The following is a 21,556-nucleotide window of genomic DNA, read 5'->3' as shown; positions in this document are numbered from 1 at the left end:
TAATGGAAAAAACATTGAATGTAGAAGGCATGACCTGTGCAGCGTGCGCAAAAGCGGTCGAACGAGCGGTCAATAAATTGCCCGGAGTAGACGAATCGAACGTCAATTTGGCAACTGAAAAAGTGAAAGTCGTTTATGACGAAGCGGCTGTTTCTGTGCAGGATATCCAGGATGCTGTCGAAAAAGCGGGATATAAAGCAAGTACTGACAGCGTCGTGAAAAGTTTTGTGATTGAAGGCATGACTTGTGCTTCCTGTGTCCAAGCCGTTGAACGAGCGACGCGCAAACTGCCGGGAGTGGCTGAATCGAATGTCAATATGGCCACCGAAAAAATGGTGATCCGCTATGATCCATCCGTTTTGGCCATCTCGGATATCAAATCGGCGGTCAGCGACGCCGGCTACGAAGCGCATGACGATGAATCGACAATCGATTCCGCTGATGAAGATCGGGAAAAAAAGCAGCAGCATATAAAAGAAATGTGGAGAAGGTTCTGGATGTCCGCCGCTTTGACTGTGCCGCTCTTGCTCATCTCAATGGGGCATATGTTCGGAATGCCGCTGCCGTCAATCATCGATCCTGAAATCAACCACACGAATTTTGCCATGATCCAGCTGCTTTTGACCATTCCTGTGATGATCTTAGGGGCGAAATTCTTCACAGTAGGATTCCGCACTTTATTTAAAGGGCATCCGAATATGGATTCGCTTATCGCGTTGGGGACAAGTGCGGCGTTTGTGTACAGCTTGGTTGTCACAGCGTTCATGTTTGCAAGCGACGAGCACGCTGCTGATAACCTGTACTACGAATCAGCTGCAGTCATTCTGACGTTGATCACCTTAGGGAAATATTTTGAAGCCTTGTCAAAAGGCAAAACGTCCGAAGCCATCAAAAAATTGATGGGGATGGCGCCGAAATCCGCTGTTGTTTTCAGAGACGGCGAAGAGCGTGAAATCTCTGTCGATGAAGTGGAAGTAGGAGACATCGTCGTCGTCAAGCCGGGGGAAAGAATGCCGGTGGACGGAATCGTTACAGAAGGCACCACGTCTGTCGACGAATCGATGATTTCGGGTGAGAGTTTGCCGAGCGACAAAGCTCCGGGAGACGCCATCGTCGGAGCGAGCATCAACAAGAACGGTGCAATCCGCTATCGTGCGACAAAAGTCGGCAAAGACACCGTGCTCGCGCGGATCATCAAATTGGTGGAAGATGCACAAGGCTCGAAAGCGCCGATTGCCCGATTGGCAGACATTATTTCGGCATACTTTGTGCCTGTTGTCATCGGTTTGGCATTGATTTCAGGCCTGGCCTGGTATTTCGGCGGCCAGACAGCTGTCTTTGCGCTGACGATCACGATTTCCGTATTGGTCATTGCCTGCCCGTGCGCCCTCGGCCTTGCGACGCCGACTGCGATTATGGTCGGCACCGGGAAAGGCGCGGAACATGGCGTATTAATCAAAAGCGGTGAAGCGCTGGAAACCACCCATAAAATACAAACAATCGTCTTTGATAAAACAGGAACCATTACGGAAGGAAAGTTGAAAGTGACTGATATTGTGTTGGCTGACAGCACATTAACAGAAGAACAATTGCTGGCGCTTGCGGCGTCCGCTGAAAAAGGTTCTGAACATCCTATCGGGGAAGCGATTGTTGAAGCGGCAGCTAAAAAAGGGCTGCTTCTTGGCAAAGGCGAAGCGTTCAAGGCGATTCCAGGCCATGGCCTGGAAGTTGAGATAGACGGCCGCAAAGTGTCAATCGGCAATCGCAAGTTAATGGCTAGCCAAAATATTTCGCTCAGCGTCCTATCGGAAGCGGCCGACAATTTGGCGGGCCAAGGGAAGTCATTGATGTTTATCGCAGCAGACGGAAAACTGGCTGGCGCAATTGCTGTGGCTGACACAATCAAAGAATCAAGTGCCTTGGCGATCCGCCGACTGCAGAAAATGGGCATCGAAGTCGCCATGCTGACAGGCGATAATAAGCTGACAGCTGAAGCAATCGCCAAACAAGTCGGGGTGGACCGTGTCCTGAGTGAAGTTTTGCCTGAGGATAAAGCGGACGAAGTCAAAAAACTTCAAGCAGAAGGCAAGGTTGTGGCAATGGTCGGAGATGGCATAAACGATGCGCCGGCTTTGGCGCAGGCGGATGTCGGCATCGCTATCGGCTCCGGCACTGACGTAGCAATGGAATCAGCGGATATCGTGCTGATGAGAAGCGATTTGATGGATGTCTTGACTGCAGTGGATTTGAGCAAATCCACAATCAAAAACGTAAAACAAAACCTGTTCTGGGCTTTCGCCTATAATATTCTGGGCATACCGGTAGCGATGGGAATCCTCTATTTGTTCGGAGGCCCACTGCTAAGCCCGATGATTGCCGGCGCCGCCATGAGTTTCAGTTCCGTTTCGGTGTTGATCAATGCCTTGAGGCTTAAAAGCTTCAAACCGGCGGTTGCCTAAGATAACGTTGACGGAGGGATGAAGATGGGCAAAGGAATGGAAATGGTGCTGTATACGCGCCCCACCTGCAGCGACTGCCAGGATGCCAAGACCTATCTCGCGGCCCATGGCATTTCCTACGAACACAAGGATGTCGAAGCGGCTAAGGAATTGGAGATCGATATGAAAGAGATATCCGGCAGCCGCATCGTGCCATTGTTCGCTTTCTATAAGAGAGGGCTGTTCGGAAAGCGCAGGCTGGAACACCATTTTATCGGCTTTGAAGAGAATAAGGAAGAGCTCAAGCGCTTGTTTGCGCTCCTATAAGTAAAAGGCCGTTGCCCAATCGAGGGCAGCGGCCTTTTTTTAGTCTTTCCGGAATACCCAGGCACGCTGGGCGATAAATCCGAAGATGAATAACACGGCGTCGACCATGACCTTCAAGATGACTTCCCCGCGGCCAAGCCATTCAGCGTAGAGCAGATGGACAGAAGCCGCAGATAACAGCATGATAAAACCGGCCAGCAGATAATAGCGGTAAAATGACTGGCGGCTGCCTTGTTTGAACACTTTATTGCGGTTGATATAGTAATTGAACAGCGACGACAGCACGCGTGCTGCAATGGTAGCGAAAATGATGAACAGCTCGGGCGCTTCATCGCGCAACAGCTGGATGAAAATCCAATAAAGGCCGATATCCAGCCCGAACGAAGCGGCACCCGAAATTCCATAAAGCAGGAACACTTTATAGATATGGAATGAATCCTTGAGCGGATTGAAATGCGACGATTTATTGGCATCAAGGTAGACGGTTTGGATTGGCACTTCTGAAATCGGGATGTAATTTTTCTTTAATGCGGCTAGAACGTTCATCTCGTATTCAAAGCGCTCGCCGAGGACACCGAGCAGCCGGGGCAAGTATTTGACCGGTATGCCCCGAAGCCCTGTCTGGGTGTCGGTCAGCACAGTTCCAGTGGACAGCCTGAACAGCAAGCGGGTGAAACGATTGCCGAAGCGGCTCCGGAAAGGCACTTCCTTATGGTTGAAATCCCGCGCCCCGAGAACGACGTGGTTCGGTTCTTCAGCCATTTCCCGGCTCAGTTTAATCATGTCCGAAACCAGATGCTGGCCATCGGCATCGGCGGTGATGATGGCATCGAACGGCAATTGTTCGTTGACTATGTAATGGAATGCGGTTTTGAGGGCGCGCCCTTTCCCTTGGTTTGCAGCATGCCGCAGCACAGTGGCTTGCGGGATGGAGAGAAGGGAGCTGAAAAAATCGGCATATTCGGGGCCGCTGCCATCATCGACGACGATAATATGCGGAAAACCGGCAGCCAGTATGTCCTCAATCAAGTCGAGGCAATTGCTGCCTGGTTTATATGCTGGAATTACGACAGCAATGTGCATCATCTGCTTGTCCCCCTTTGCGCAATTTAGAATGTGCTACGGCAATTCCACATAGTATATAAGGTTTTATATGACTAAATACTTAGTACTCAATTACCCTTATTCGATGGCTCTTACTCTATTCTTAAGGAATTCTTCAGAAAAGGCAGGACTGTTTGTTAAGATTTACCTCTTATACTAAAGGCAGGAAGTAGAAAGGGGCATAACAATGATTGAAATTAACACGCTATCCCATTCTTTTGCAATCGGCAAAAAAGGAAATGAACGCAAAATTCCAGTATTGGAAGAGATTACACTCCACGTCAAACAAGGAGAGATTGCCGCGATTTTAGGGAAAAGCGGATCGGGCAAGTCGACACTGTTGAACATTCTGGCGGGCTTCATGGTTCCGGAATCCGGGGTGGTGGCAGTCGGCGGGCAGGAAATTTCTTCGCTGAAAGAATCAGAGATGGCAGATTTCCGGCTGAAGAACTTTGGCTTCATCTTTCAAAGTTTTCAATTGATGCCGGGGCTGAATGCCTTTGAAAATATCGAATTGCCATTGAAGATAAAAGGCATGAAAGCGCCGGAGCGGAGAGCGGTGGTGGAAAAACTGATGATGGAAGTCGGGTTGTCAGAAGTCGCCAGCCATTATCCGAATGAGCTGTCAGGAGGCCAGCAGCAGCGCGTCAGCATCGCTCGTGCGTTAATCACCAACCCGCCGGTTATTCTGGCGGATGAACCGACCGGAAGCCTCGACTCTGAAACAGAGCAGGAAATACTGGACTTGATCCGTTCGCTCAACCGCAATCTTGGCGTGACATTCGTGATTATTACCCATGATGATGAAGTGGCGGGAATTGCCAACCGGCAGTACCGGCTGCATGATGGGAAATTAGTGAAAGGGGTGCAGCGCCATGCAATTTAAAGATCAGCTCGGGTTTATCGGGCAGCACATGAAACGCAACAAACTGCGGGTGGCGACGACGATACTCGCAGCTACAATGGGCTGTGCTTTTCTCATTGTCCTGGCTTCAGTCGGCTTCGGCCTGCACAAAACCTTGTCAGATGATATCTTGGAAAACCGGACCGTAACGAAAATCGAAGTTCCTGGCAAGGAAGATTCAGACAGTGTGATAACGCCCCAGGAAGCGGAAGCAATGCGCGGAATTCCACACGTCAAAGCCGTAGCAGAACGGAGCCGGCCACAGGCTGAAGGAGAAGCTCGTTTAGGAGAACGGAGTGCATATGCTGATTTGGTGTTTGTCCAGTATGGCAATGAAGAAAAAGCAGGGCTTGCTTTATCGGATGGCGCCATGCCCGCTGCCGAAGGAGAAGTGCTGGTGGGCTATCATTTTGCCCAGTCGCTCGTAACGGAGGAAGAACAAGAAAACGCTGCCGAAGGGGAAGAGTTGGATGGTTTTGCCGGCAGTTTGGTGGGCCAGACTTTCGAAATCGAGCTGAAGCCATTTGAAGGGGAAGGTGAGCCTGTCATCCGGGAATTCACAGTAGCGGGAGTTACAGAAGAGCCGGCGAAAGACTGGATGATGGACAGCTCGATTTATGCGGATGCATCATGGAGTAAAATCATTGCAAAAAGCTTAGGGACCGAAGAGACGCCACGTGAAGTGCTCGTTTATGCGGACGAATTGCAATACGTAGAAGGCATCACGGAAAAGCTGAAAAAGGATGGCTATTACGTCTATTCCGTTACGGAAGAGTTGGGGTCGATGAACATGTTCTTCACGCTATTGAAAGCAGGGTTGATTTTTGTTGGAACGATTGCGATTTTAATCGCTTCGATCGGCATATTCAATACGATGACGATGGCTGTGACAGAGCGTACGCGTGAAATCGGCGTCATGAAAGCGATCGGCGCACAACCGAAATTGATTCAGCGCCTGTTCCTTATGGAAAGTGCGGCAATCGGCATCATCGGCACCGTCCTGGCAGTCATCATTTCCTATGGCATCAGCATGCTCGCGAACTGGCTAGTGCCGATGATCGTCATGAGCTCGCTTGGAGAAGAAGAAACGGGGGATTTCAATATCCTGATTTCCGTTATTCCGTGGCAGCTGGTCGCGATTTCAGCAGCCATCAGCATCGGGGTCGCTATGATTTCCGGATGGCGTCCAGCGCGCAAAGCGACGCAAATCGATGTGATTCAGGCTTTGCGTCAGGAATTATAGGTGCTGCAGACGGCAAATGCAGCTGTTGCAAGTAAATAAAAATACCTGCTAGCCATGCAGACGTATACGATAAAACCCGCGCGATTCCATTGGAATCGCGCGGGTTTTTCGTGCTATTCAACAGCGCCGGTGTGATGCGGTGATTGTCAGGGCCTAATCCATGACATCCTCGGGCCGGTAGCCTTCTTGCAGCTCTTTGATCGACAAGCCGAACGTCATTTCGAGATGCGGGTAATCCTTGAAACGCCGCCAATCGCCGCCCCATGAAAACCCGAGCTCTTTGCCGATGGCGGCCACTTCGAACCAGTCGCTCTCGCCATTGCGGTTCACGTCGCGCTCAATGTCCCAGACAACGCCGCCGTTGCCGTCACGCAAAGCAAAGTCGATGGCAAGGCCGTAATTGTGGTACGAACCGCCGCCTTGTACTTGTGTCACGACATTGCCCGGCGCACTCCGCCCCTGGGCATGCAGCCGGTCCTGCTCATCGCGTGAACGGAACCCGTCGGTGATAATGATGTCGATGCCGGCTGCTGAAGCCAGGCGGACGAGTTCATCGCGCTTTTCTTCGATTATGGGATGCAAGCCCGAAGGCATCGGACGCTGCTTCAATTCTTCGCGAAACTCCATTTCCCGTTGAATCCATATAAATGAAAAACCGCCAAGGACCAATAAAAAAAGAACGGAAAAAGCGGTTTTAAGCTGTTTCAATCGTTTCACCCCTCTGCTTTTATTGTACCAAAAATCGTCGCGAGGGTATCTGCTGAAAGTTTTTGATAGGATAGAGGAAAGACTGGAAAGGGGCAATGGAGAATGGTTATTGAATTGATGAAATCCCACGCATCCGTGCGTGATTACAAAGACAAGCAATTGAGCCGGGAGGAGCTAAGCGAATTGATCGAGGCGGCCCAGCATGCGGCAACTTCGCATTTTGTGCAAGCTTACTCGATCGTTTGGGTGACGGACCGCAACAAGCGCAAGAAGCTCGGGGAATTGTCCAAAAATGCGAAGCAAATGGAAGGCGCTGGCGCCGTGCTGTTGATGTGTGCGGACTACAATCGCTTGAAACATGCGGCGGAATTGCAGGGCGGATCGATTGTCTTTGACCAAGCGGAAAACCTGATCGTCGCCGTGACGGACGTCGGGCTGCTGGCACAAAATCTGGCGCTTGCGGCGGAATCGAAAGGCTATGGCATCTGCTATATCGGCGGCGTGCGCAATAATATGCAAGCGATCAGCGACTTGGTCGGTTTGCCGGAGGGCGTGTTCCCTGTCTACGGGCTGACAATCGGCGTGCCGAACGAAGCCAATGAAGTGAAGCCGCGGTTGCCGGTGGAAGCGATTTTGCATGAAAATGACTATGACGAAGAAAAATATAGCAGCTTATTGCCGGCATACGATGCCACTGTGCAGAACTATTACGAAGCGCGCAGCACGAACCAGAAACAGGCGACATGGACGCAGCAGATGGCGCAGTTCCTGAGTACGCCAAAGCGTCCGGACATTAAAGAAGTGCTGGCGAAAAAAGGCTATCATTTTAAATGAGGGGGATACCTATGGAAATCGCGATTTTTGGTGCAACTGGCCGTGTCGGCGAACAGATACTGAAACAGGCCCTTGCTGACGGGCACCATGTCAAAGCACTCGTGCGCTCAACAAAACTTGAACCGCACCCGAATTTGGAAATGATCGTCGGCGACGTGCGCAAAGCCGAAGACGTCGAACGCGTGATTGCCAGCACTGGCGCAGTTTTCAGCGCAATCGGAACCGGCCGCACGACAACGCTTTCGGAAGCTGCGCCATTGATTGCGGCCGCGATGAAAAAGCATGGCGTCTCGCGCATCATTGCCATCGGCACAGCAGGCATCCTCGACAGCCGGCTGTCACCGGGACTGCTGCGCTACCAAGGCGGCGACTCCAACCGAAAATTGACGTTTGCAGCTGAAGAACATGAAAAAATGTACCGCGAGCTGGAAAACAGCGCTTTGGATTGGACAATCGTCTGTCCAACCTACCTGCCAGATGGCGAAGCACGCGGCAATTACCGCACAGAAAAAGACCTGCTTCCGGAAGGCGGCAAGGAAATCACGGTGGGCGACACGGCTGCGTTTGCCTATAACTTGCTGGCGCATCCGGAATTCCTGCAGCGCCGTGTCGGCCTTGCGTATTAAAAGGACAGCGGGGAGCTGGAATTTATGGTGAAATGGAGCGTCCGGTTATTGCTGGCAGCTATCGCCGTGCTTTTGGCGGCAATTGCCGGTTTTGTGATTTATGCGCAATTTGATTATGGGCCAAGCGCTGAACTGAAAGAACGCGTCGCTGTTGATGCGCTCGAACGGGACGGATCCGGCTTGATTTTCCAGCCGGAAAAACCGAACGGCAAAGGCGTCATTTTGTACCAAGGTGCGAAAGTGGAAGCTGCTGCATACGCCTATCTGGCTGAAAAGCTGCAAGCCGCAGGCTACACGGTAGCCATACCGGACATGCCGCTGAAATTTCCAATCCTCGCTGCGGGCAAAGCTGACGAAGTGATCGCGACTTATCCGGCAGTCGAAAAATGGTTTATCGGCGGGCATTCCCTTGGCGGCGTAGCCGCTGCCCAGTACGCAGAAGAACATCAGGACGAGCTCGCCGGCCTTTATTTTCTGGCGGCCTATCCTGTTGGTGATTTTGCGTTGAGTGATTTGCCGATGCTGTCGGTGTCTGCGGAAAACGATGGCTTGACGCTTCCGCAAGACATCAAAGAACGGCAGATGCTGTTTTCGGCGAACAGTGAATTCATTGAAATAGCTGGCGGCAACCATGCCCAATTCGGCTTGTACGGCGAGCAGAAAAACGACTTGCCCGCCGCCATCAGTCCGCTCGACCAGCAAGACCAAGTGGCCCAGGCTTTACTGGACTGGATGGCGAATAAATAAAAGCACATGATTTTTGAAAAGCGCATTGCATGCATAATAATCATCAAAAAAGGGAATAAACCAGTAAATGACACTTTACCGGAGGGATTTCCGTGGCAGAACTGATGGATAAGGAACAAGTGCTGATGGCCTATTACGCCCAATATTACCGTGAGGCTTCAACAGATGAAGTGAGAAAGCTGGACGCCAGGCTTTCTGAAGGATTGGGCGAGGCGCGCTACGCAGAATTGATGGAAGAATTGATCGATGAAGGATTGGCTATCGGCATGGCAGAAGTGGAAAAGCGGGAACAGCAAGCTTCTCCTGCACCTATGGCGACAAACGAAGGGATGCTCTACATAAACAATGTGTTGAATCTGCAGTCCTACGCAGTGGAAGAGCATCAGCTCGATTACTTGCAAAACCATCTGGAGACAAGTGGATTGGAATTGACGCTTGAACCTGTCAAAAGTTACATCCAGGAAGTTATCGATAAAGAAGCGGATGAAGAACCTAATTCCAACCGTCCTTGAACAGAAACGCATAAAAAAACCGCCTTTCCGAAATGGAAAGGCGGTTTTCGCGTTTACAGGCCCAAGACGAAAAATGCCAGAAAGATGGTGAGGACCACAATGGTATTGGTGATTGCCGCAGTCCGTTTTGAAACCGGTTCGTCCAGTGAAGGGATACGGTCGACGACTTTCATCAGAACGAAAATAAGGCCCGCAGTGAGCAATAAAGTCACCAAAAGATTCATATCGTACACCCGGACGTCGATAAAGCGGATCAGCACGACCGAGAAGGCGAGGATCATGCCGTTGACAAGATTTTTCTTTTTCATAAGAGCTCCTTTAATTCGTTTTCAAGAAAAGGTTTGGCGGAAAGCAGCCCGGTGAATTCCTTGTAGCGCTGGAATTGGCCGGGTGCAGGCTTGCGTCCGGTTTTATACGCGCGGATTAAAATGTTCTTCGGTGTGTTTTCGATGTCGATAAACTCCACCAATTGTGTTTCATAGCCGACAAGCGACAGCAGCTCCGCGCGGATGGAATCCGTCGCAAGTGCGCTGAAGCGTTCTTTGATCAAGCCGTGCTGGAGCATAAGCCCAAGTTCTGGTGCATCGATTTGGCTATTCAATTCGTGCTGGCAGCAAGGGACGCTCAAGATGACTTTGGCGTTCCACTTCACGGCGCGCGACAACGCCATATCCGTTGCGACGTCGCAGGCGTGCAGCGTGACCACCATGTCCACTGCCGATTCTTCATTGTAATCGTTGATGTCGCCGACCAAAAACTCCAGTTGGCTGTAAGAGAGGTCGTCGGCAATGCGCTGGCATTCCTCAATGACTTCTTTTTTCAAATCGAGTCCGGTGACGCGCAGGTCGAGTCCTTTTTCGACGCGCAAATAATGGTACAAGGCAAACGTCAAATACGATTTCCCAGAACCGAAATCGAGAATCCGCACGGGCCGTTCTTTCGGAAGGTGGGCAAGCGCATCGTCGATGAACTCGATAAAACGGTTGATTTGGCGGAATTTATCGTATTTCTGTTTTTTCACGCTGCCATCCGGATTTTGGACGCCAAGCCGCACTAGGAATGGATAAGGGATGCCGTCCTCCAGCAGGTAGCGTTTTTTGCGGTTATGGGAAAGTTCAGCGGCTTTTTGCGCCGTTTTTTCTGTTTTCCACGACACCTTGAATTTCTTCGACAATTGGAGTTGCACTTTCTCTGCCGTGAACTGGAAGAGTCCTTGCCGGAAATCTTCGAACAAAGACTCGAGCTTCGCAGCCGCTTCCTGCATCGACAGGTTTTCATGTTTCAGTACATGTTCATACTGATATTCGAATTGGATGAAGTATTGATTTTTGATTTCCACAGGCTTCAGTTTAATGCGTTTGATGTTATTGGATTTTAAGCGCGGCTGGCTGATCGTGCCCGCTACCAATTCCCGCTGGCTGATGCGGGCTGCCAATTCTTCGTTCATAGTTTGGATGTCCATTGGATTTCCTTTCGTTGCACATAATGCTTCCATTTTATCATGGCTGGCTCGAAAAGGGCGATTGGAGCGTTTGGAAACCAGGGCTTTTGCCAATCACATAATTTGGAATTTTGTGATAAAATCAAAAGTGGATTGAAAACGTTTACATCAAGGGGGAATGGAAGTGGCTATTTTACAAAAAACGGTCGGACAAGTCGTGCGTGAGCAAGCGGCGCTGTATCCGGACACAGAGGCATACGTCTATCCGGAGTATGGCATCCGGAAAACCTATCAGGAATTCAACGAGGAAACGGATCGCCTCGCAAAGGCATTCATGGGAATGGGCATCGCCAAAGGGGAGCATGTTGCCATCTGGTCGGACAATAAGCGTGAATGGCTGCTGAGCCAATTCGCAACGGGCAAGATGGGCGGTGTCTTGGTAACTGTCAACACAAGCTACCAAGCGAGTGAATTGGAATACTTGCTGCAGCAATCCGATGCCACGACCCTGATATTGGGGGAGGAATTCAAAGGCTCGAATTACATCGACATCCTGAACGCGGTATGCCCGGAGCTGAAGACAGCCGAAAAAGGCGCAATCGAATGCAGCCGGCTGCCCCATTTCAAACGGGTTATAGTCATGTCTGAAAGGAGCTATCCCGGCATCCATACGTGGAGCGAGTTTGAAGCTTTCGCGAGCGGCGTTTCGGACGGGGAACTAGAAAGCCGCTTCGAGTCGATGGAGCCGGAAGACGTCATCAATATCCAATACACTTCCGGTACGACAGGCTTTCCGAAAGGTGTCATGCTGACGCATTTGAACGTGGTCAATAACGGGAAACTGGTCGGCGATACGATGAATCTGACGGAGAAAGACCGGCTGTGCATTCCAGTTCCGTTCTTTCATTGCTTTGGCTGTGTGCTTGGAACAATGGCAGCGGTGACACATTCATCCACGATGGTCATTGCCGAACAATTCGAACCGAAAAAAGTGCTGCAGATGGTTCAGGATGAAAAATGCACTGCCCTTCACGGCGTGCCGACGATGTTCATAGCTGAGCTCAACCATCCTGATTTTAAATCATTTGATACCTCTTCCCTGCGTACAGGCATCATGGCCGGTTCGCCATGCCCGATTGAAGTCATGAAGAAAGTGATCAGCGATATGGGGGCATCGGAAATTACCATTGCTTACGGCCAGACCGAATCTTCTCCGGTCATCACGCAGACGCGCGCTGATGATGACATCGAAAAGCGGGTAGCGACTGTCGGCAAGCCCCATGCAGAAGTCGAAGTGAAAATCATCGACCCGGCAAGCGGCGACAGTGTGGCTGCCGGTGTGCCAGGCGAGCTTTGCACGCGAGGCTACCATATCATGAAAGGCTATTACCATAACGAAGAAGCGACCCGTGATGCCATCGACAGCGAAGGCTGGCTGCATACGGGCGATATCGCGGTCGAAGACGAGGACGGCTATATTGCCATCACCGGACGCATGAAGGACATGGTCATCCGGGGAGGCGAGAATATCTACCCGCGCGAAATCGAAGAATTCCTTTACCGCCATCCCGCCATCCAGGACGTCCAAGTCGTCGGAGTGCCGGATCAGAAATATGGGGAAGAGCTGATGGCGTGGATCATTCTTAAGGACGGCGAAAAACTGGATGCTGAAGGATTGCGGGAATATTGCACCGGCAAAATTTCCCGCCATAAGATACCGCGCTATTTTGAATTCACGAAGGATTATCCGATGACGGCATCCGGCAAGATCCAAAAGTTCAAGCTGCGGGAGCAAGCGGCTGAACTCAGCCGGAGAACGGAAGTCTAAGAAACAGGCAGGAAACCAGGCGCGCTGCACCTGGTTTTCTGCTTTTTTGAACTCTCGGACAGTTTTTGCGCAAGCCGATTGTTTAAAGAAAGCCGAATGCGGGGAAGATAGGAAGAGAAGAGCCATCTCAAAGTCGAGGTATTTCCCGTTTATAGCAGCAGTCCCGGACTTGATGCAAAAAAGGAGAGAGAATAATGGCAAATGTGAAATTGGCAATTATCTATTACAGCTCAACAGGCACCAATTATAAAATGGCGAAATGGGCAGAAGAAGCCGCTGCATCGGTTGGTGCAGAAGTAAAATTGGCGAAAGTGAAAGAAAATGCGCCACAGCAGGCTATCGCATCGAATCCGGCTTGGCAGGCACACGCGGAGGCGACAGCCGACGTACCGGAAGCGGAAGTGGATCTGCTTGATTGGGCAGATGCCATCATCTTTAGCATCCCGACGCGCTTCGGCCATGTTCCGTCCCAATTCCAGCAGTTTTTGGATTCGACGGGCGGCTTATGGGCGCAAGGCAAATTAGCCAATAAAACCGTCAGCGCCATGTCATCTGCACAAAATGCTCACGGCGGACAGGAAGCGACGGTCCTCGCCATTTACACAAGCATGTTCCATTGGGGAGCCATCGTGGCTGCGCCGGGCTATACGGACGAATCGCTGTTTAAAGCAGGCGGCAATCCTTACGGCACAACCGTTTCTGTTGACCAGGACAATAACATGGTGGAAGACGTGGAAGATGCCGTGAAGCACCAGGCGAAGCGCACTGTACAAGTGGCTGGTTGGATGAAAGACGGACAAGGCAAGTAAGGGATTCGCACATCTGTAGACACGGCAGGCGGACTCGACGCGAGTCCGCCTGTTATTATTCTAGTGGACAAAGGAGCTGAAGGCAGTGGAATGGCTCAGCTTATTATTTGTAATCGGTTTTGTATTTATCCATCTATTTTCCAAGAGAATGAAGCTCATGAAAGTCTTGCCGCGAAGCCGATTCCTGTCGATTGCAGGGGGAATATCCGTGGCTTACGTTTTTCTGCACTTGCTGCCAGAACTCGGTGTTTTTCAGGAGGAGCTGGAAGGCGAAGTCGGAAATGAAGGCTGGAGCTTTTTAGAAAGCCATATTTACCTGGTCGCTATGCTTGGGCTCATCATCTTTTATGGACTGGAACAGATGGTGAAATCTGCTAAACGGCGGCAGGCGGATATTCGAGAAGAAGGCGTGGAAGCCGGAGTTTTCTGGGTTCATATCGGTTCTTTCACGCTCTATAATGCTTTAATCGGCTATTTGCTGGTCCGTGAACATTACGATTCGGCATGGGGCATGCTATTCTTTTTCATCGCAATGGGCGTCCACTTCATCACGAATGATAAAGGGCTGCGGGCGGCGCATAAAGAAGAGTACGATCGATACGGCCGCTGGCTTCTGGCCGCTGCTATCCTGGTTGGGTGGGCTTTCGGGCTGGTATCGGAAGTCGGTGAATTGACGGTGTCGATTCTTACCGCATTGCTTGCAGGCGGCATCATCCTCAATGTCATGAAAGAAGAATTGCCAGAAGATCGCGAAAGCAGTTTTGTTTCTTTTTGCTTAGGTATAGTTGGTTACTCTGTCTTATTATTGATATTATAAATAATTTAACGCTAATTAATAGCGTTTGATTTTAATTTTTGATATGATTGCTTGACGAATGCACGTACAAAGAACGACTTCTCCAAATTCAATGAGCTGGGGTGTTATCAGTGATTTCACAAGAAGAAAAAATAGTTTTTGAATGTGAACTGAATAAGCTTAGCCATGAGTATCGGAAATGTCAAAATGACCTCGTGAAATCACAGATCAAAGAAGACATTATATTTTTGTATGCTGTGCTTGAAAGACCGCCAGAACAGAAATCCGGAAAAAAATAACCCTAATTTTGAAAGCCGCTGGAATGTCCAGCGGCTTTTTTTGCGTTTCGCTGTAAAATCAGTGTTTTGTGAACGTTTCCTGTAACAAAATGGAGAATTAACCGCTTCAGCCATGCGTGGGAAACGGCAACAAAGGGCAGTTGCTTTATAATGGAAGCATGAGCAATCGAAAGGGAGAATGGGACAATGGAGTTGAAACAGCTCGCATTTGAACAGAGAAAATGGATGGTTCTGCTAACGGCAGCATCCCTTGCAAAAGGAGCCGCAATGGTCGGGCAAGCCTTGTTTTTTGTGCTCGCCGTCAATGGCGTTTTTCTTGAAGATGCTGCGTTTGCCGATATCACACCTTATTTATATGGGTTATTGGGCGCCATTTTGCTGCGTGCCTTCTGTGGCTATGCAATCGGCCGCGCAGGAGTCGAATTGTCGACTGAAGTGAAATTGAAGCTGCGCCGGCAATTGATTAGTTCGTTTGCAGCGGATCCGCTATTGGCTTCGGAACACGGCCAGTCAGGCCGGAAAGTGAGTTTGCTAATGGACGCAGTCGATGAAGTAGATGGCTATTTCAGCAAATATATCCCGCAAATGATCCAAACTTACATCATTCCGATTGTGCTGCTTGCGGTCATTTTCTACCAGCATTGGATAACGGGGCTGATCATTTTGATAACAGCGCCGTTTATCCCGGTATTCATGGCGCTCGTGGGAATCCGCACAAAAGAAAAAGCGGATGAGCAGATGGAAAAGCTGGGGCAATTCTCAGGGACATTTTTGGACGTCCTGCAAGGCCTTACTACATTGAAACTGATGGGACAGGCGGACCGCCAGCAGAAAACCATTAAAAAGAGCAGCCTCGATTTCCGGGATTCCACGATGGAAGTGCTGAAATCCGCCTTTTTATCTTCGTTGATGCTGGAATATATTTCGATGCTGAGTATGGGGATCATTGCGCTTGAAATCGGGCTGCGCCTTGTCGTATTCGATAGCCTGACTTTCTTTACAGCATTTTTCGTCATGATTCTCGTTCCGGATTTTTTCAATATGCTGAAAGATTTCGGGAGTGCGTTCCATACGGGCAGAAGCAGTGCGGCTGCGGCTGGCCGTTTATCGGAGGAGTTAACGAAAAAGACGGAACCGGTCCGTTTCGGAAACACCGAATTGGCATTGCAAGGCCCTGGCCTATTGGAACTGGAGGAGTTGGAATTCCAATACGGCGGCGGATTTTCACTTGGCCCCGCTACACTGGAGATTCCCCCGTTCAGCCAGGTCGCTTTCATCGGCAAAAGCGGTTCGGGCAAAACAACGCTGCTGCATGCGATAGCCGGTTTGCTGCCGCTGACCGGCGGCCGTCTGCTTGTGGATGGAATGGACAGACAAGATATATCAGAACAGTCCTGGTTCAGCCAAATGAGTTATATTTCCCAAAACCCGTATTTATTCGCTGGTTCCATTAAAGAGAACATCGCTTTGGGTGCAGGACGTAAAGTGGCCGATGAAGAAATTATGGCAGCTGCAAAACAAGCGGGAATCGCTGAAATGGTCCTCTCTTTGAAACAAGGCCTCGATACCCCAGTCGGCGAAGCGGGGAGAGGGCTATCCGGAGGGGAGAAACAGCGCATTGCTTTGGCGCGGGCCTTCCTAAAAAAGCCTTCCCTCATATTATTCGATGAACCGACAACTGGGCTGGACTTAAAAACCGAACGGATCTTACAGAAATCCATGGCCGAGCTCGGCAAAGGGGCGACTGTATTGACTGTTGCCCACAGGCTGCACACGATTAAAAAGGCGGATATGATTCTCGTTCTGGATAACGGAAAACTTGCTGGAGCCGGCTCGCATTCTGAATTATTGAGTTCTGAGCCGTTGTACCGGGAAATGATCGAAGCGCAATTTGGAGGTGTCCTGCAATGAGCGGGTTGAAACAAATATTATTTTTGACGCTCCATGAAAAAAGAGATGTTGCGCTCGCGGTATTTTTCGGCTTTCTGGCAGGCGTCGCAGGGGTTGCGCTTCTCGCTTCCAGCGGCTATTTGATTTCACGTGCGGCGCTGACTTCGCAGATGACGATTTTGATCGTCATGGGCGCGTGCCTGAAATTGTTCGGACTGGCTTCCGCTTTGAGCCGCTATGCGGAAAGGCTGTTTTCACATCGCGCAACATTTACGATGCTCAGCAATTTGCGTTCGTCTTTCTTCGAAAAACTATCGCCGTTGGCACCGGGCATCTTCAGCCATTACCGAAGCGGCGATTTGCTGGCGCGCATCGTCGGCGATGTTGAGAGCCTGCAGAATTTTCTGCTGCGCGTCCTGTATCCGCCAATCGTGCTGCTTCTTGTCTTTCTCAGTACGATTTTCTTCAGCGCCTACTTCTCTATGGGGATTGCAGCCGTCATTGCCATCGGCGCCTTCTTGACGGTTTTTGCAGTGCCTGCGGTTTTTGCAATGCGGCAACGGACCATTCACAATGCTGCACGGGCAAGCCGTGCATCGCTTTCAACAGAATCGGCCGAGCTGTTGCACGGTTTCCGCGATTTGAAGATCAATCAGCGGCTTGAACAAAAGCAACAGCAGCTTGAGGATTTCTCCGGTGATTATGGAAGCCAGCAGCGCAAGGAGGGGCTTGAAGAAAACTTGAGCCAGTCGGTGAATGGATTGGTTGCCCTCCTCGCGTCCTTTTTTGTACTGGGCCTCGGCGCGTATTTTACAGCTGCAGGCGAATTGGATGGTTTATACCTCGCCATGCTGGTGATGATCTCGTTGGGGGCATTTGAAAACGTCTCTCCGATGGCAGCATTTCCGGCTCATTTCGAAGAAAACCGAAAAGCGGCGAGCCGTTTGGATGAAGTTGCGCCAGCTGCACCAGTCCTGAAAGGGGATGGACAGCCTCCTCAATGGCCGTTCGATATCACGCTGGACAACATCAACTTCACTTACAGAGGGGAAGAACGTGCTGCTTTAACCGATATCTCCCTGCAAATTGAGCCGGGTACGAAAACGGCAATCGTGGGTCCGAGCGGTTCCGGCAAATCGACACTTCTTCAGCTCTTATTGAATATCTTGGAACCGGATGAAGGAACGATCCGGCTTGGCGGGCGTGAGCTGGCCGAATTGGATCAAGAAAAAGTATGGGAAAGCATGAACGCGGTGCTCCAGGAAAACCATTTCTTCTTTGGGACGATTAAGAGCAACTTGCTGATTGCCAATGAATCGGCATCCGATGAACAATTGGAAGCGGCGCTGTCGCAAGTCCAACTGGCTGAATTGGCGCTGTCGATGAAAGTCGGCGAAAAAGGCCAAAACTTATCAGGCGGCCAAAAGCAGCGCTTGGCTATTGCCCGGGCAATAATCCGGAGAAAGCCGCTTTGGATATTGGATGAGCCCGTATCTTCTGTAGACAGCATTACGGCAAAAGCGATTTACTCAGAACTTTTCAGCAGTGGAAAAGATGAATCCTTCATTATCGTGAGCCATGATTTAACAGCTTTGAGCCAGATGGATCAAATCATTGTCATGGACGGCGGCAAAATAGTGGAAAGCGGAACATACGACAGCTTGATGCAGAAAAAAAGTTATTTCTATGAATTGAAACAAATTGAAAAAGATGTTTTTGCCTAAAAAAGGCATGCCGCGTTTGACCAGCGGCATGCCTTTTCTTATTTCATCAATAAATTCTGTCCTTTTTGTTCCTGCTCCAATTTCATCTTTTCAAGTTCGAGGCGCATCTTCTCGGTTTCGAGGATGAAATTTTCGTGTTTGATTTTTTCGAGTTCCTGCTCTTCGACGATCCATTTATTTTTCATTTCGGCGTGTTTGAGCCAGTAGGAACCGATAATAGCGACGAGAGGGATTGAAAAAATCATGATGATTGTCAGTGTACCAGTCATGAAAAACACCTCTTTCCCGTATTTCTTCTTAGTCCAAGTATACTGCATTTGCAAAAAAGCAGAAAGTAAGATTTGCGAAATACATGACAAGTGTCATGTAGGAAACAGGCGTTTATGACTTATTTGTCAGGTGCAGAATCTTTATGATAAGGATAATAAGTTATCCAGCCGCTTGAGCATGGATAGTAGGAGGAAGAATATGAGCAGAGAAAAAACAGCACAATTGCGCAAATTCGTTGCCCCTTTCGAAGGGTCGGACGTAAAAGCAAGTGTACGCCAAATAATGAACACCATTCCGCCATTCATCATTTCATGGGTTTTGGCATACCTGACATTGGACATCTCGATTTGGCTGACAGTTGCATTCTCAGCTATTGCTGCAGGATTCGTCATCCGCACATTCATCATCTTCCATGACTGCACACACGGATCATTCTTCAAAAACAAGAAAGCGAACGCTGTAGTCGGTACAATTACCGGTATTATGACGCTTTTCGCTTATGAAAAATGGAAACGCGAGCACTCTATCCACCATGCTTCAAGCGGAAACCTCGACAAACGCGGCGTCGGCGATATTTGGGTCATGACAATCGAAGAGTACGTTGAAGCTTCAAAATGGGAACGTTTCAAATACCGCATGTACCGCAACCCGTTGGTAATGTTTGGTGTGGGACCGCTATTCCTAGTCTTGATTTCAAGCCGTTTCAACCGCAAAGATGCACGTAAAAAAGAACGCAATAACACGTATTTGATCAACATCTCGCTAGTTGTTATCTACTCATTGCTTATCTGGGCAATCGGCTGGCAGGCATTCGTGATCGTACAAGGATTGACAATGTTTATCGCAGGAGCATTAGGCATTTGGTTGTTCTATGTCCAGCACACATTCGAAGATTCGTATTTTGAAGACGAAAGCGAATGGGATTATGTGAAAGCGGCTGTAGAAGGAAGTTCATATTACAAACTTCCAAAAGTGCTTCAATGGGTAACTGGCAACATCGGTTTCCATCACGTGCACCATCTAAGCCCGCGTGTTCCAAACTACAATTTGGAAAAAGCGCATGAATCCACTCCGCCGCTTCAACAAGCGACGACAATTACAATCAAATCAAGCCTTAAATCATTGCGCTTTAAATTATATGATGCGAAAAACAAAACGTTTGTCACTTTTGGCGATATTAAGCATTTGCTGAACGAAAACAAACTCCCAGCTTAATCACCTAAAGAAAAAACCATTCTGCTGAATGGTTTTTTCTTTTTTCCATTATTTGATATGATAATGAATAATAGTGAATCGAGGAGCGAAATTATGCAAAGCTGGTACCAAATATTTCCGAAAAACCCTTGGCTCAGCTTATATGCCTGGGTCATCTTCTGTATCCTGCCCTTCTTTTTCATTTTCCGTTCTTCATCGCCTCTCGAAATTACATTGGGCATCTTGTTGTTGATCATGTTCTTTCTGGCGTATCGGCTGTCATTCAATTCGAAAACCGGGTTTGTGTATATGTGGATCGGCATCGAAATAGCGATCAACATCGGCATGATTTTTCTGTTCGGCTACGTATATCTGGCTATTTTCCTGGCGTTTTTTGTCGGCAATATCCGCAACAAAGTAGGGTTCTTCATCGTTTACGGAATTCATATCGGCACTACCATCTTGGCGCTGACAATCGGGATTATTCTTCACGAAGCGCTCTACACCGCGCAATTGCCCTTCATTGTTTTGAGTATTTTGGGGATTATCCTGTTGCCCTTCAACACCTACAACCGGCACAAACGTGAAAAACTGGAAGGTCAGTTGGAAGATGCAAACAAACGGATTTCGCAATTGATTGTCATTGAAGAGCGGGAGCGGATAGCCCGCGATCTGCACGACACGCTCGGGCAGAAGCTGTCACTTATCGGTCTCAAAAGTGATTTGGCCGGCAAGCTGATGAAGCGGAATCCTGAAGCTGCGATGAATGAAATCAATGATATCCGCCAAACAGCCCGAACTGCTTTGAAAGAAGTGCGCGAATTGGTTTCGGATATGCGGGGCACGAAGCTTGAAGATGAACTGCTGCGGATTCAGCAGATTTTGAAAGCTGCAGACATCGATTTTGTCTTGTACGGAAATCCAAAACTCGATAATACCCCGCTATTAGTGGAGAACGTGCTGAGCATGTGCTTGAAGGAAGCAGTGACGAACGTCGTGAAGCACAGCCGCGCAACTCGTTGCAGTATCCTAGTGAAACAAAATGCCCAAGAGATTTTGGTGCAGGTCCAGGACGACGGCGTCGGGATTGAAGGCATGCATTGGAATCAAGGCAATGGTCTCTCTGGCATGCGTGAACGCCTGGAATTTGTCAATGGCAGCGTGGAAATCAAGAAGGTGGATGGCGTTACGTTGAACATCCGGGTCCCGAATGTCATTCTTTATCAGAAGCCGAAGGAGGAATTGGTGTGATACGGATCGTATTAGCTGAAGATCAACGCATGATGCTCGGTGCGCTCGGGTCGCTGTTGGACCTTGAAGAAGATATGGAAGTCGTGGGAAAAGCGACGAACGGCGAAGAAACGATTGAACTGGTCAAAAAGCTGCAGCCTGACATCGTCGTCACGGACATTGAAATGCCCGTCAAAAGCGGGTTGGATGCCGCCGAGGCGCTGAAGGATGAGCCGTGTAAAATCATCATCCTGACGACTTTTGCACGCTCCGGCTATTTCGAACGGGCGCGGAAAGCGGGGGTCAGCGGCTATTTGCTGAAAGACAGCCCGAGCGAAGACTTGGCTGCCTCGATCCGGACCATCATGGAAGGGCGCCGCATCTACGCGCCCGAACTGGTCGACCTTGCATACGCGGATGCGAACCCGCTGACTGAAAGGGAAAATCAGGTCATGGAATTGATTGCCGAAGGCAAGAGTACGAAAGAGATTGCAAAAGAATTATTCATCACGACGGGCACTGTCCGGAACTACATTTCAACGATTTTGGATAAGCTGGAAGTAGGAAACCGCATCGAAGCCATTTCCCGTTTCAAGGAAAAGGGCTGGTTTAAATAAGAAATCCGCTGCCTT

The 21,556-nt window shown here is 49.6% G+C and carries 21 protein-coding genes; 16 read left to right on the top strand and 5 right to left on the bottom strand.

Features of this window, described 5'->3' with window-relative positions; all coding sequences use genetic code 11:
• Positions 1-2: 2 nt before the first annotated feature.
• Together EGV91_RS12385 and EGV91_RS12380 are read left to right on the top strand one after the other, a co-directional pair.
• The gene (locus EGV91_RS12385) at positions 3-2,459 is read left to right on the top strand and encodes a heavy metal translocating P-type ATPase (RefSeq protein WP_135504193.1); all 2,457 of its coding nucleotides are present in this window, start codon (positions 3-5) and stop codon (positions 2,457-2,459) included.
• 24 nt (positions 2,460-2,483) lie between these two features.
• A complete protein-coding gene (locus EGV91_RS12380) occupies positions 2,484-2,765 on the top strand; it encodes a glutaredoxin family protein (RefSeq protein ID WP_135504191.1) in 282 nt (93 codons plus the stop codon).
• A gap of 39 nt (positions 2,766-2,804) precedes the next feature.
• On the opposite strand, the gene EGV91_RS12375 is transcribed toward EGV91_RS12380, so the two are convergent.
• Entirely contained in the window at positions 2,805-3,851 is a 1,047-nt protein-coding gene (locus EGV91_RS12375) for a bifunctional glycosyltransferase family 2/GtrA family protein (RefSeq protein ID WP_135504190.1), read from the bottom strand.
• Between the two features lie 205 nt (positions 3,852-4,056).
• On the opposite strand from EGV91_RS12375, the gene EGV91_RS12370 reads away from it, so the two are divergent.
• Positions 4,057-4,755 carry an ABC transporter ATP-binding protein gene (locus tag EGV91_RS12370; RefSeq protein WP_135504188.1) on the top strand — a complete coding sequence of 233 codons (699 nt, stop codon included), beginning with the start codon at positions 4,057-4,059 and terminating at the stop codon, positions 4,753-4,755.
• Positions 4,745-6,016, top strand: a complete 1,272-nt coding sequence (locus EGV91_RS12365; RefSeq protein WP_135504187.1) for an ABC transporter permease — start codon at positions 4,745-4,747, stop codon at positions 6,014-6,016. The genes EGV91_RS12370 and EGV91_RS12365 overlap by 11 nt, the downstream gene beginning before the upstream one ends.
• A gap of 153 nt (positions 6,017-6,169) precedes the next feature.
• Here the strand turns inward: EGV91_RS12365 and EGV91_RS12360 are convergent, their stop codons facing one another.
• Positions 6,170-6,724, bottom strand: a complete 555-nt coding sequence (locus EGV91_RS12360; RefSeq protein WP_135504185.1) for a M15 family metallopeptidase — start codon at positions 6,722-6,724, stop codon at positions 6,170-6,172.
• A gap of 102 nt (positions 6,725-6,826) precedes the next feature.
• Here EGV91_RS12360 and nfsA point away from each other — a divergent pair, with 102 nt between their 5' ends.
• The 4 genes from nfsA to EGV91_RS12340 all read left to right on the top strand — a co-directional run bounded on the left by nfsA (position 6,827) and on the right by EGV91_RS12340 (position 9,443).
• Entirely contained in the window at positions 6,827-7,558 is a 732-nt protein-coding gene (gene nfsA, locus EGV91_RS12355; protein WP_135504184.1) for an oxygen-insensitive NADPH nitroreductase, read from the top strand.
• 11 nt (positions 7,559-7,569) lie between these two features.
• On the top strand, positions 7,570-8,184 hold the full coding sequence (locus EGV91_RS12350; protein ID WP_135504182.1) for an NAD(P)-dependent oxidoreductase: 615 nt from the start codon (positions 7,570-7,572) through the stop codon (positions 8,182-8,184).
• Between the two features lie 24 nt (positions 8,185-8,208).
• On the top strand, positions 8,209-8,931 hold the full coding sequence (locus tag EGV91_RS12345) for an alpha/beta hydrolase (RefSeq protein ID WP_135504180.1): 723 nt from the start codon (positions 8,209-8,211) through the stop codon (positions 8,929-8,931).
• 92 nt (positions 8,932-9,023) lie between these two features.
• On the top strand, positions 9,024-9,443 hold the full coding sequence (locus EGV91_RS12340) for a hypothetical protein (protein WP_135504179.1): 420 nt from the start codon (positions 9,024-9,026) through the stop codon (positions 9,441-9,443).
• Positions 9,444-9,496: 53 nt separating this feature from the next.
• On the opposite strand, the gene EGV91_RS12335 is transcribed toward EGV91_RS12340, so the two are convergent.
• The gene (locus EGV91_RS12335; protein ID WP_135504177.1) at positions 9,497-9,751 is read right to left on the bottom strand and encodes a hypothetical protein; all 255 of its coding nucleotides are present in this window, start codon (positions 9,749-9,751) and stop codon (positions 9,497-9,499) included.
• Positions 9,748-10,905, bottom strand: a complete 1,158-nt coding sequence (locus EGV91_RS12330; protein ID WP_135504176.1) for a class I SAM-dependent methyltransferase — start codon at positions 10,903-10,905, stop codon at positions 9,748-9,750. Before EGV91_RS12330 ends, EGV91_RS12335 begins: the two co-directional genes overlap by 4 nt.
• Before the next feature lie 163 nt (positions 10,906-11,068).
• Here EGV91_RS12330 and EGV91_RS12325 point away from each other — a divergent pair, with 163 nt between their 5' ends.
• The 5 genes from EGV91_RS12325 (at position 11,069) to cydC (ending at position 18,230) form a co-directional block, all read left to right on the top strand.
• A complete protein-coding gene (locus EGV91_RS12325; protein WP_135504174.1) occupies positions 11,069-12,712 on the top strand; it encodes an AMP-binding protein in 1,644 nt (547 codons plus the stop codon).
• A 194-nt stretch (positions 12,713-12,906) separates the two neighbouring features.
• On the top strand, positions 12,907-13,521 hold the full coding sequence (gene wrbA, locus EGV91_RS12320) for an NAD(P)H:quinone oxidoreductase (protein ID WP_135504173.1): 615 nt from the start codon (positions 12,907-12,909) through the stop codon (positions 13,519-13,521).
• A 208-nt stretch (positions 13,522-13,729) separates the two neighbouring features.
• Positions 13,730-14,338 (top strand): hypothetical protein, encoded by a 609-nt coding sequence (locus EGV91_RS12315; protein ID WP_338325052.1) that lies wholly within the window; start codon positions 13,730-13,732, stop codon positions 14,336-14,338.
• A gap of 464 nt (positions 14,339-14,802) precedes the next feature.
• Entirely contained in the window at positions 14,803-16,527 is a 1,725-nt protein-coding gene (cydD, locus tag EGV91_RS12310; RefSeq protein WP_135504170.1) for a thiol reductant ABC exporter subunit CydD, read from the top strand.
• A complete protein-coding gene (cydC, locus tag EGV91_RS12305) occupies positions 16,524-18,230 on the top strand; it encodes a thiol reductant ABC exporter subunit CydC (RefSeq protein ID WP_135504168.1) in 1,707 nt (568 codons plus the stop codon). The genes cydD and cydC overlap by 4 nt, the downstream gene beginning before the upstream one ends.
• Before the next feature lie 38 nt (positions 18,231-18,268).
• On the opposite strand, the gene EGV91_RS12300 is transcribed toward cydC, so the two are convergent.
• Positions 18,269-18,499 carry a hypothetical protein gene (locus EGV91_RS12300; RefSeq protein ID WP_135504167.1) on the bottom strand — a complete coding sequence of 77 codons (231 nt, stop codon included), beginning with the start codon at positions 18,497-18,499 and terminating at the stop codon, positions 18,269-18,271.
• A 199-nt stretch (positions 18,500-18,698) separates the two neighbouring features.
• On the opposite strand from EGV91_RS12300, the gene desA reads away from it, so the two are divergent.
• The 3 genes from desA (at position 18,699) to EGV91_RS12285 (ending at position 21,541) form a co-directional block, all read left to right on the top strand.
• A complete protein-coding gene (desA, locus tag EGV91_RS12295; RefSeq protein WP_135504166.1) occupies positions 18,699-19,715 on the top strand; it encodes a Delta(5) desaturase DesA in 1,017 nt (338 codons plus the stop codon).
• A 93-nt stretch (positions 19,716-19,808) separates the two neighbouring features.
• Positions 19,809-20,945: a sensor histidine kinase gene (locus tag EGV91_RS12290; protein WP_135504164.1), complete on the top strand. Its 1,137-nt coding sequence runs from the start codon at positions 19,809-19,811 to the stop codon at positions 20,943-20,945.
• Positions 20,942-21,541 (top strand): response regulator transcription factor, encoded by a 600-nt coding sequence (locus EGV91_RS12285; RefSeq protein WP_135504162.1) that lies wholly within the window; start codon positions 20,942-20,944, stop codon positions 21,539-21,541. The genes EGV91_RS12290 and EGV91_RS12285 overlap by 4 nt, the downstream gene beginning before the upstream one ends.
• The last annotated feature ends 15 nt before the right edge of the window (positions 21,542-21,556 follow it).

Source organism: Planococcus koreensis, from assembly GCF_004761975.1.
GTDB classification, from domain to species: Bacteria; Bacillota; Bacilli; order Bacillales_A; family Planococcaceae; genus Planococcus; species Planococcus koreensis.
The sequence above is the reverse complement of the archived record's forward strand: the minus strand, read 5'-3'. Positions and strand labels throughout refer to the sequence as shown.

Excerpts from the sequence above, each read along its gene's own strand:
- EGV91_RS12385 (WP_135504193.1), top strand. The coding sequence starts at position 3 with ATGGAAAAAACATTGAATGTAGAAGGCATGACCTGTGCAGCGTGCGCA.
- EGV91_RS12380 (WP_135504191.1), top strand. The coding sequence starts at position 2,484 with ATGGGCAAAGGAATGGAAATGGTGCTGTATACGCGCCCCACCTGCAGC.
- EGV91_RS12375 (WP_135504190.1), bottom strand. The coding sequence starts at position 3,851 with ATGATGCACATTGCTGTCGTAATTCCAGCATATAAACCAGGCAGCAAT.
- EGV91_RS12370 (WP_135504188.1), top strand. The coding sequence starts at position 4,057 with ATGATTGAAATTAACACGCTATCCCATTCTTTTGCAATCGGCAAAAAA.
- EGV91_RS12365 (WP_135504187.1), top strand. The coding sequence starts at position 4,745 with ATGCAATTTAAAGATCAGCTCGGGTTTATCGGGCAGCACATGAAACGC.
- nfsA (WP_135504184.1), top strand. The coding sequence starts at position 6,827 with ATGGTTATTGAATTGATGAAATCCCACGCATCCGTGCGTGATTACAAA.
- EGV91_RS12350 (WP_135504182.1), top strand. The coding sequence starts at position 7,570 with ATGGAAATCGCGATTTTTGGTGCAACTGGCCGTGTCGGCGAACAGATA.
- EGV91_RS12345 (WP_135504180.1), top strand. The coding sequence starts at position 8,209 with ATGGTGAAATGGAGCGTCCGGTTATTGCTGGCAGCTATCGCCGTGCTT.
- EGV91_RS12335 (WP_135504177.1), bottom strand. The coding sequence starts at position 9,751 with ATGAAAAAGAAAAATCTTGTCAACGGCATGATCCTCGCCTTCTCGGTC.
- EGV91_RS12330 (WP_135504176.1), bottom strand. The coding sequence starts at position 10,905 with ATGGACATCCAAACTATGAACGAAGAATTGGCAGCCCGCATCAGCCAG.
- wrbA (WP_135504173.1), top strand. The coding sequence starts at position 12,907 with ATGGCAAATGTGAAATTGGCAATTATCTATTACAGCTCAACAGGCACC.
- cydD (WP_135504170.1), top strand. The coding sequence starts at position 14,803 with ATGGAGTTGAAACAGCTCGCATTTGAACAGAGAAAATGGATGGTTCTG.
- cydC (WP_135504168.1), top strand. The coding sequence starts at position 16,524 with ATGAGCGGGTTGAAACAAATATTATTTTTGACGCTCCATGAAAAAAGA.
- EGV91_RS12300 (WP_135504167.1), bottom strand. The coding sequence starts at position 18,499 with ATGACTGGTACACTGACAATCATCATGATTTTTTCAATCCCTCTCGTC.
- desA (WP_135504166.1), top strand. The coding sequence starts at position 18,699 with ATGAGCAGAGAAAAAACAGCACAATTGCGCAAATTCGTTGCCCCTTTC.
- EGV91_RS12290 (WP_135504164.1), top strand. The coding sequence starts at position 19,809 with ATGCAAAGCTGGTACCAAATATTTCCGAAAAACCCTTGGCTCAGCTTA.